This window comes from Selenomonas sp. (assembly GCF_052169755.1).
GTDB lineage: Bacteria > Bacillota > Negativicutes > Selenomonadales > Selenomonadaceae > Selenomonas.
Genome location: NZ_JBQNBV010000100.1, coordinates 1 through 7624, shown reverse-complemented (window position 1 = coordinate 7624; position 7624 = coordinate 1). Strand labels below are relative to the sequence as shown.

Genomic DNA, 7624 nt, shown 5'->3' with positions numbered 1-7624 from the left:
CTATTTGTTTTGCAGGTTTTGCATGGCAAAGAGCGCCTGCCCGCCGGCGATCCCGCCGTCATTCGGCGGAATGAAGCTGTGCCTGAGGACGCGGAAGCCGTCGGCTTCCAATGCCTCTTGTGCCAGACGCAGCAGAAGGGTGTTTTGAAAAACGCCGCCGGTCAGAGCCGCTGTCGTGCAGCCGGTCGCCGCACGCGCTTTTTGGCAGGCGGCGGTGATGGCGACGGCAAGCCCGCGATGAAAGGCAAGTGCGAGAATATCGCTTCTTTGCCTTTTGCGTCGTTCCTGCAATAGACGGCGGAAAAGTTCGTCCGTCTTGAGCAGGAAGCGGTTGTCCGTGATGGTGAGCGAGCTTTCTGATGCCGCCGCTTTTAATATGCCGTCTGCTTTCCATGCGGCAAGAAGCGCATCCGCCTGTGCCGTCTCTTCATTCTTTTCGGCAGTTTCAGCGGCGAATTGCAAGTACATGGCGGCTTCTCCCTCGTAAGTGGAGAGGCTGCGGATGCCGAGCAGGGCGCTCACGGCGTCGAAGAGCCGTCCTGCGCTCGTTGATACCGTTGTGTTTAAGCCGTGTTCTCGTTGGAAAATAACGGAAGATATTTCCTTTTCCGTCGCGAGATCGAGTTTTTGACTGAGGGAGAGCGCGTCTTTCGCGCCGTAGAAAGAATGGAGCAGGGAGACGGCGATGCGCCAGCCTTCTCGCGCGGCAAGATCGCCGCCCGTATGGAAGAAGGGGGCGATGGAGCCGAGCCGCCGGAAGCTGTACGTCGTCGCGAGCATGATTTCGCCGCCCCAAATCGTATCGTCCGTACCGTATCCGGTGCCGTCGAAGCTCACGCCGATGACGGGCTGCAGATGATTGTTTTCTGCCATGACGGAAAGCACATGGGCGTAATGATGCTGCACTTTGACGACGGGGATGCCAAGGGTCTCGGCAAAGCGGCTCGTCTCGTAGCGCGGATGCAGGTCGGCGGCGACGAGGTCGGGCGTTATGCCGAGGAGCCGTTCCATGCGCGCCAGCGATTGACGCAGCGCCTGCATCGTGCGCAGATCGCCCATGTCGCCGATGTAGGGGGAAGGGTAGAAGAGCGCATTTTTGGCAAGACAGAAGGTGTTCTTGAGTTCGCTGCCGATGCCGAGGACAGAACCTTGAAAATCGGCGGAAATCATCAAGGGAAGCGGCGCATAGCCGCGGCTCCGCCGAATCATGTACGGTGCGTCTTCATAGAAATCCATGACGCTGTCGTCGGCACGCAGGCGGATTTCTCGGTCGTGCGACAAGATGAGGTCGGCGATGGATGAGAGAGTTTCGAGCGCATCGTTATCCGTGCGGCAGATCGGTGCGCCCGAGGGATTGCCGCTCGTCATGACGAGGCTGTCTGTGAAGCCGTCCAGTTCATCGGGCAGGGAAAAGAGCAGAAGGTGCAGCGGCGTGTAGGGCAGCATGACGCCGAGCGAAGGCATCGCGGGCGCGACGTTTGCGGCGATCGTGCCGCCGCTTTTTTTCTCAAGCAGGAGGATGGGCTTTTGATGGTTGTCGAGATGCTTTTCCTGTGCGCTAAGGATGCGGCACTCGCGATGCACGGCAGCGAGATCGCGCAGCATGACGGCAAAGGGTTTTTGCGGTCGGTGTTTGCGCTCGCGCAGCTTTTGTACGGCGGCTTCGTTTTTTGCATCGCAGGCGAGATGGAAGCCGCCGATGCCCTTGACGGCGATGATGCCGCCCGCTTGCAGTACACTTCTTGCGCGTGTGATCGCGGCATGATCTTTTTCCGCACCGCCCAGGATGTAGACGCGCGGACCGCAGTCGTTGCAGCAGACGGGCTGCGCATCGTAGCGGCGCGTTTCGGCGTGGGTGTATTCGAAGCGGCAGGCGCCGCACATGGGAAACGCCCCCATGCTTGTGCGATCGCGGTCATACGGCATGGCGTCGAGAATCGTGAGCCTTGGACCGCATGAGGTGCAGTTGATGAAGGGGTGGAGGTAACGACGGTCGTTTTGGTCGAAAAGTTCCGACTGGCACTCGGGGCAAATGGCGATGTCGGGCGAAACGAAGACGTCGCCGCTTTCGCCGCTGCTTTCGATGATTTGAAATTCGGAGAATGTCGGGGCGTTGGTAATGCGCTCTTGCAGGAGCTTGAGGATGACCGCTCGTGCGGGCGGCGCAGTTTCTATTTTTTGGCGAAATTCTTGCAGAGCTGTGTCCGTGCCTTGGGCGAGAACCTCGACATAGGAGCCTTTGTTGCAGACATTGCCTGTGATGCCGAGCGCCTCTGCCGTGCGGCTGACAAACGGTCGGAAGCCGACGCCCTGCACGATGCCGAAGATTTTTATTCGATACGTTTGCCATAGGTTTTTTCCTGTCATGCAGACGCCGCCTTTCTATAAAGCAGTTCTTTTAGCGATTATACCACGGCGGCGGGAAAAGTTCCTGCTTTTGCGTGTGCGTAGAGAATTTGACGGGAATTTTGCTGGACAAGAAAGGAAGAATATGCTATGCTATCAGCATAAAAGAATACTTTGGCAGCGTCGCCGTATAGCTTTGTTTTCCGTCTGTGTACGGAAGTATTGCTGTACGGTTTTTTGCGTTTGATTTGCAGCGTAAGCAAACTGCCTGTGTGAGAAAAGGATGGTTGAAATGGAAGATTTGTTGTATGTGATTCCGGCGAACTCCCCGCGAGAAGAGATCGTTCGTCTTTTGAAAGCGCATCCTGAGATCAAATTTGTTTCTCTCGTTGGCATTGATCTCGCGGGCAACGATACCGATGAGAAGATACCGATGCGCATTTTTCTCAAGGATATGGATGATTTCTACAATGGTACGGCGGTGCAGACCGACGGCTCTTCTGTTGTTTTGACGGGGATCGCCATCTTGAACAACGCGAAGGTCGATATGCCGATTGACCCGGAGGCAAACTGGTTCGTTGACTACAATCTTGAGCATTTCGACGAGGAAACGGGCAAGCCCGTCGGTACGCTGCGCATCCCGTCCTTTCTGATTCACGACGGCAAGCGCGTCGATTCGCGCGCCATCTTGAAGGATACGCTGGTTTATCTGAAAAAAGAACTCTTGCAGATGTTTAAGGAACACCCGCATGTCTCGGGACTTGAGCATATCGACGGCTCAAAGATCGTCGATTTTCAATTCACCTCGGCGACCGAATTGGAGTTTTGGGTCAAGACGCCGCTCGAAGAGACGAACGTCGAGGAACTTTCGGCGTCGCAGGTCATGCAGGAGCAGTATTGGCAGCGCACGCACGGCGCTGTGCGCACGGCGCTGGAGCAGGCGGTCATGCTGCTTGACCGCTATGGTTTGCAGGTCGAGATGGGGCACAAGGAGGTCGGCGGTCTCAAGGCGCAGATCGACGAGTCGGGCAAGATGACGCATGTCTGCGAGCAGATTGAGATCGATTGGCGGTTTTCTGATGCTTTGCAGGCGGCGGACAACGAGCTGATTGTGCGAACGATGGTACGCGAGGTGTTCCGTGAAAACGGTCTTGAGGTGAACTTCAAGGCGAAGCCGATGATCGGCCTTGCAGGCAACGGCGAGCATACGCACTTTTGCATCGCTGCCGTCATGGACGACGGCAAGGTGCACAACCTCTTCACGCCGCAGGATATGAAGAAGGACTACTTGAGCGCCGTCGGCTACGGTGCGATCATGGGTCTCTTGAAGAACTACGAGGTCATCAATCCCTTCGTGTCGGCGACGAACGATTCGCTCAATCGCTTGAAGCCCGGATTTGAAGCGCCCGTCTGCATCGTCACGTCGCTCGGCTATACGCCGGAGATTCCATCGCGCAACCGCACGATTCTCGCGGGACTCATTCGCGATATGGGAAATCCTTACGCGACGCGTTTTGAGCTGCGCGCCTGCAACCCGTATTCGAATATATATCTCGTCTTGTCTGCCGTATATTCCGCCGTGCTCGACGGCGTAAAGACGGCTGTCCATCATACGACGCAGGAGCTGCTGGCAGAGCTTTCGAAAGAGGCGGGAGCAGAGGGGTTCTATCTTGAGAAGGATCGCGCTTATCGAAGCGAGGTGGATGTTTTCGAGGATTATACCGACAATGAACGCAGCCGCCTTTTCGGCGCACCGCCGGCAACGGTTTGGGAGAATATGCAGGGGTTCGATAACTATGCGGAGAAGGTCGCTGCCATCACGGTCGGCGGCGCTCTGCGTCCGCAGATCATCGAAGCGTTCAAGGCGGGCGCCCTCCTGCGCTGGAAAACAGAGCTTATCAGCCGCATCATTCCGGAGAACCGCGACATTGTGCGCAAGGCGAAGGAAGTGCAGGCGACTTTCGTGACCGATCAGGATTCCTACAACTGGAACAAGATCAACGGCATCCGATCCTATCTGGCGAAGGACAGCATCGACGAGAAGTCGCTCTTCACGCTTCTCATCAAGGCGCTGAACGAGGGGGACTATGCTGCGGCGTCGAGCCTGCAGGTGGAGATGTATGATAAGATCGAAGAGCTCAAGTCGCTCTACGACGCTTATGTAAAGAATATGATTTGACGGCTCGCTGCCAACAGAAAAAGCGCCTTCACGGGCGCTCTTTCTTTATCAGTAAATGTGGTACGTTTTCCAGGGTATCTGCTCGATTTTCACTGTTTTCAAGAAATCGACGATGTCCTTTCTGCCGTAATAGCGCGGTTTGCCGGTCCGATCCTGTGACATCAAGACGATGGGCATGTTGCGGAAAAAGGGCGCGAGCTCGCTGCGCAGCGATACGGCGCGCGCCGTATACTGCGTGACGTGGGGTTTGACGACGATGATGGCGAAGGTTACGCCTTGTTCGATGATGACGGCGCCTTGAACTTTGATCATGCTGTATCTCCTTGTGCAATTTTGAAAAATCGTAGAAAACGATGCGGAATCAAACCATATTTTCATTGTAAAAGACTTCGGGAGTATTGACAATCCCCAATAAACGGAGTTAATATAAAGATGAAAACAACATATTGTTGGAGACAGGCGTCGCAAGACTTAATAGGGAATTCGGTAGAAGCCGGAGCGGTCCCGCCACTGTAAGAGGAGTCCTTCATACAGAAGCCACTGGAGAAATCTCTGGGAAGGCATGATTGGACGATGAATCTGAGCCAGGAGAACTGCCTGTTTTGACAATCACCGTTGGCGCGTTCCGCGCTGATACCTGCGAGCGATGGGTAGGGGATTTTGCCGTGTTACGGCGGGCTCTCCGGCGCAGATTTGCACCGGATTTTTTATTGAAAGAAGATGTTCTGCGGAAATGACAGGCAGAAACATTTTTCAAAAGCCCGTTCATCAGGATGCAGAAACCGCCTTTTCCGCAGGGCGGTTTTTTTGTTGTGTTCCGTATTATTTTTAAGGGAGGCTGTGGAAGTATGAGCAATGAAACAAAGGGACAAGACGAGAATCTTGACCTGCAGGCCATCTTGAAGAAGGCCGAACAGCAAACGAGTTTCCCCGATGTGCCGCTCGACGAATTCGAGCCGCCGACGTATGAGGAGTGGAAAGAGGCCTGCGTCGAGCTGTTGAAGGGGGCGCCCTTCGAGAAGAAGATGTTCACGAAAACGTACGAGGGCATTACGTTTGAGCCGATGTACACGCACAAGATGGCGGATGATATCCTGCCGAGAACGGATTTTCCGGGCATGGACAATTTCCTGCGAGGTGCGCGTCCAAACGGCTATATTGAGCAGCCTTGGGGCATCGCGCAGTCGTGCGATGAGACGCTGCCGGAGGAGAACAACGAGCTGCTGCGTCATGAGGCGGACACAGGCTCGACCATTTACAACATCCGACTGGATTCGGCGACGCTTCTCAACAAGGATGCGAAGGATGCCGATAAGATCGGCGATGAGGGATGCAGCATCACGACGGTTGAGGATATGCATACAGTGCTCAACGGCTTGAAGCTTGATCGGCGTCCGCTTTACATCTATGCAGGCGCTTCCTCTTTGCCGATGCTTTCCCTCGTCGCGGCGTCCGTCAAGTCCGACGGCGGCGATCTTGCAAAGCTCAGTGGATTCGTGGGAGCGGATCCTTTGGGCGAGATGATTCAGCGCGGCGAGAACTATGCCGCACTTCCGCAGCTTTACGATGAGATGGCTGAGGCGGCTCTTTGGGCGAAGCAGTACGCGCCGAAACTCAGGACGGTCATGGTGCGAAGCGATGCTGTTTCGCGCGGCGGCGCCAATGACGTGCAGGAAGTCGCTTCGACGCTCGCCGTCGGCGTTGCTTACCTGCGTGCGCTCATAGAGCGCGGTCTCACGGTTGATGAGGCGGCAGGGCAGATGATGTTCGGCTTCTCGATGGGAGCGAACTTCTTCCTGCAGATCGCCAAGCTGCGCGCGGTTCGTCCGATCTGGGCGCAGATCGTCAAGGCGTTTGGCGGCGGCGAGGAAGCGCAGCGCATTCATGTTCATGCGCGCCCCGCTTTGTTCTTTAAGACAATTTATGATCCTTACGTTAATATGCTGCGCAATACGACGGAGATTTTCTCAGGCGTCGTCGGCGGACTTGATTCTTTCGAGAACGCCCCGTTTGATGAGCCGATCCGCAAAGGCGACGAGTTCTCACGCCGCATTGCACGCAACGTGCAGATCATGCTGCAGGAAGAATTCGGCTTGATGCAGCCGATCGATCCGGCGGGCGGCTCTTGGGCGGTCGAGACGCTGACGAAGGAGATTCAGGAAAAGATCTGGGCAGAGTTCCAGACGATCGAGGGCAAGGGCGGCATCGTCAAGGCGCTCGAAGAGGGCTATGTGCAGGAAGAGGTTGCCAAGACGCTCGAAGCGCGTTTCAAGAGCCTTGAACTGCGCAAGGATCGCATCGTTGGCAATAATATGTACCCGAACATGACGGAGCAGCTCCTTGACCCGCGCACGGAAGATACGGCAGAGCTTCTGGAAAAGCGCACGAAGGATGTCGAAGCCTATCTTGCCGATGTGGATGAGGCGTTCAAGAAAGATTGCCTCGCATCCTTGAAGAGCGCGGGCAAAGGTGAGAAGGCGGAAGCGGCTGTCAAGGCGGCGAGAGCCGGCGCGACGATTGCGGAGCTTCGCGAGGCGCTGCAGACGGATGCGGCGGCGGAGAAGATCACCGCCATTGAAGCGCACCGTTGGAGCGAACGCTACGAGGCGCTGCGCCGCATCACAGAGGAGTACCGTGAGAGCCACGACGGCGACAACGTGAAGGTATTCCTTGCGAATATGGGGCCCATTCCGCAGCATAAGGCACGCGCCGATTTCTCGACGAGCTTTTTGCAGGTCGGCGCTTTCGAAGTGCTCTTGAACGACGGCTTCAAGACGACGGACGAGGCGGCAGCCGCTGCGAAGGAGTCGGGCGCCGACGCCGTTGTCATTTGCTCGACGGATCCGACGTATCCCGAGATCGTGCCGGAGCTTGCACCGAAACTGCGTGCGGCGCTGCCTGATGCGACGATTTTCCTCGCGGGCGCTGCGCCGAAAGATTTGGAGCCTGTCTACCGCGAAGCGGGCGTGGATGACTTCATTTCCGTGCGTGCCAACTGCTACAAGACGCTGCAGATGCTGCAGAAGAAGAAAGGAATGATTCAGTGATGGCACAAAAACCTGATTTCACGAAAATCAATCTTGAGGGTGCGTCTGCCCA

At 56.1% G+C, this 7624-nt stretch carries 4 protein-coding genes and 1 riboswitch; of the genes, 2 read left to right on the top strand and 2 right to left on the bottom strand.

Annotation, left to right across the window (positions count from 1 at the left end; genetic code table 11):
• Nucleotides 1-2367 carry a carbamoyltransferase HypF gene (hypF, locus tag ACTTKG_RS07760; protein WP_442673650.1) on the bottom strand — a complete coding sequence of 789 codons (2367 nt, stop codon included), beginning with the start codon at nt 2365-2367 and terminating at the stop codon, nt 1-3.
• A 271-nt stretch (nt 2368-2638) separates the two neighbouring features.
• Here hypF and ACTTKG_RS07755 point away from each other — a divergent pair, with 271 nt between their 5' ends.
• Complete coding sequence (locus ACTTKG_RS07755; RefSeq protein ID WP_442673649.1) at nt 2639-4525, top strand: glutamine synthetase; 1887 nt, start codon at nt 2639-2641, stop codon at nt 4523-4525.
• Nucleotides 4526-4573: 48 nt separating this feature from the next.
• Here ACTTKG_RS07755 and ACTTKG_RS07750 read toward each other — a convergent pair whose 3' ends face one another.
• Entirely contained in the window at nt 4574-4837 is a 264-nt protein-coding gene (locus ACTTKG_RS07750) for a hypothetical protein (protein ID WP_442673648.1), read from the bottom strand.
• 128 nt (nt 4838-4965) lie between these two features.
• Nucleotides 4966-5140, top strand: a riboswitch (cobalamin riboswitch).
• A 233-nt stretch (nt 5141-5373) separates the two neighbouring features.
• Between ACTTKG_RS07750 and ACTTKG_RS07745 the strand changes: the two genes are divergently transcribed.
• On the top strand, nt 5374-7572 hold the full coding sequence (locus ACTTKG_RS07745; protein ID WP_442673647.1) for a methylmalonyl-CoA mutase family protein: 2199 nt from the start codon (nt 5374-5376) through the stop codon (nt 7570-7572).
• The last annotated feature ends 52 nt before the right edge of the window (nt 7573-7624 follow it).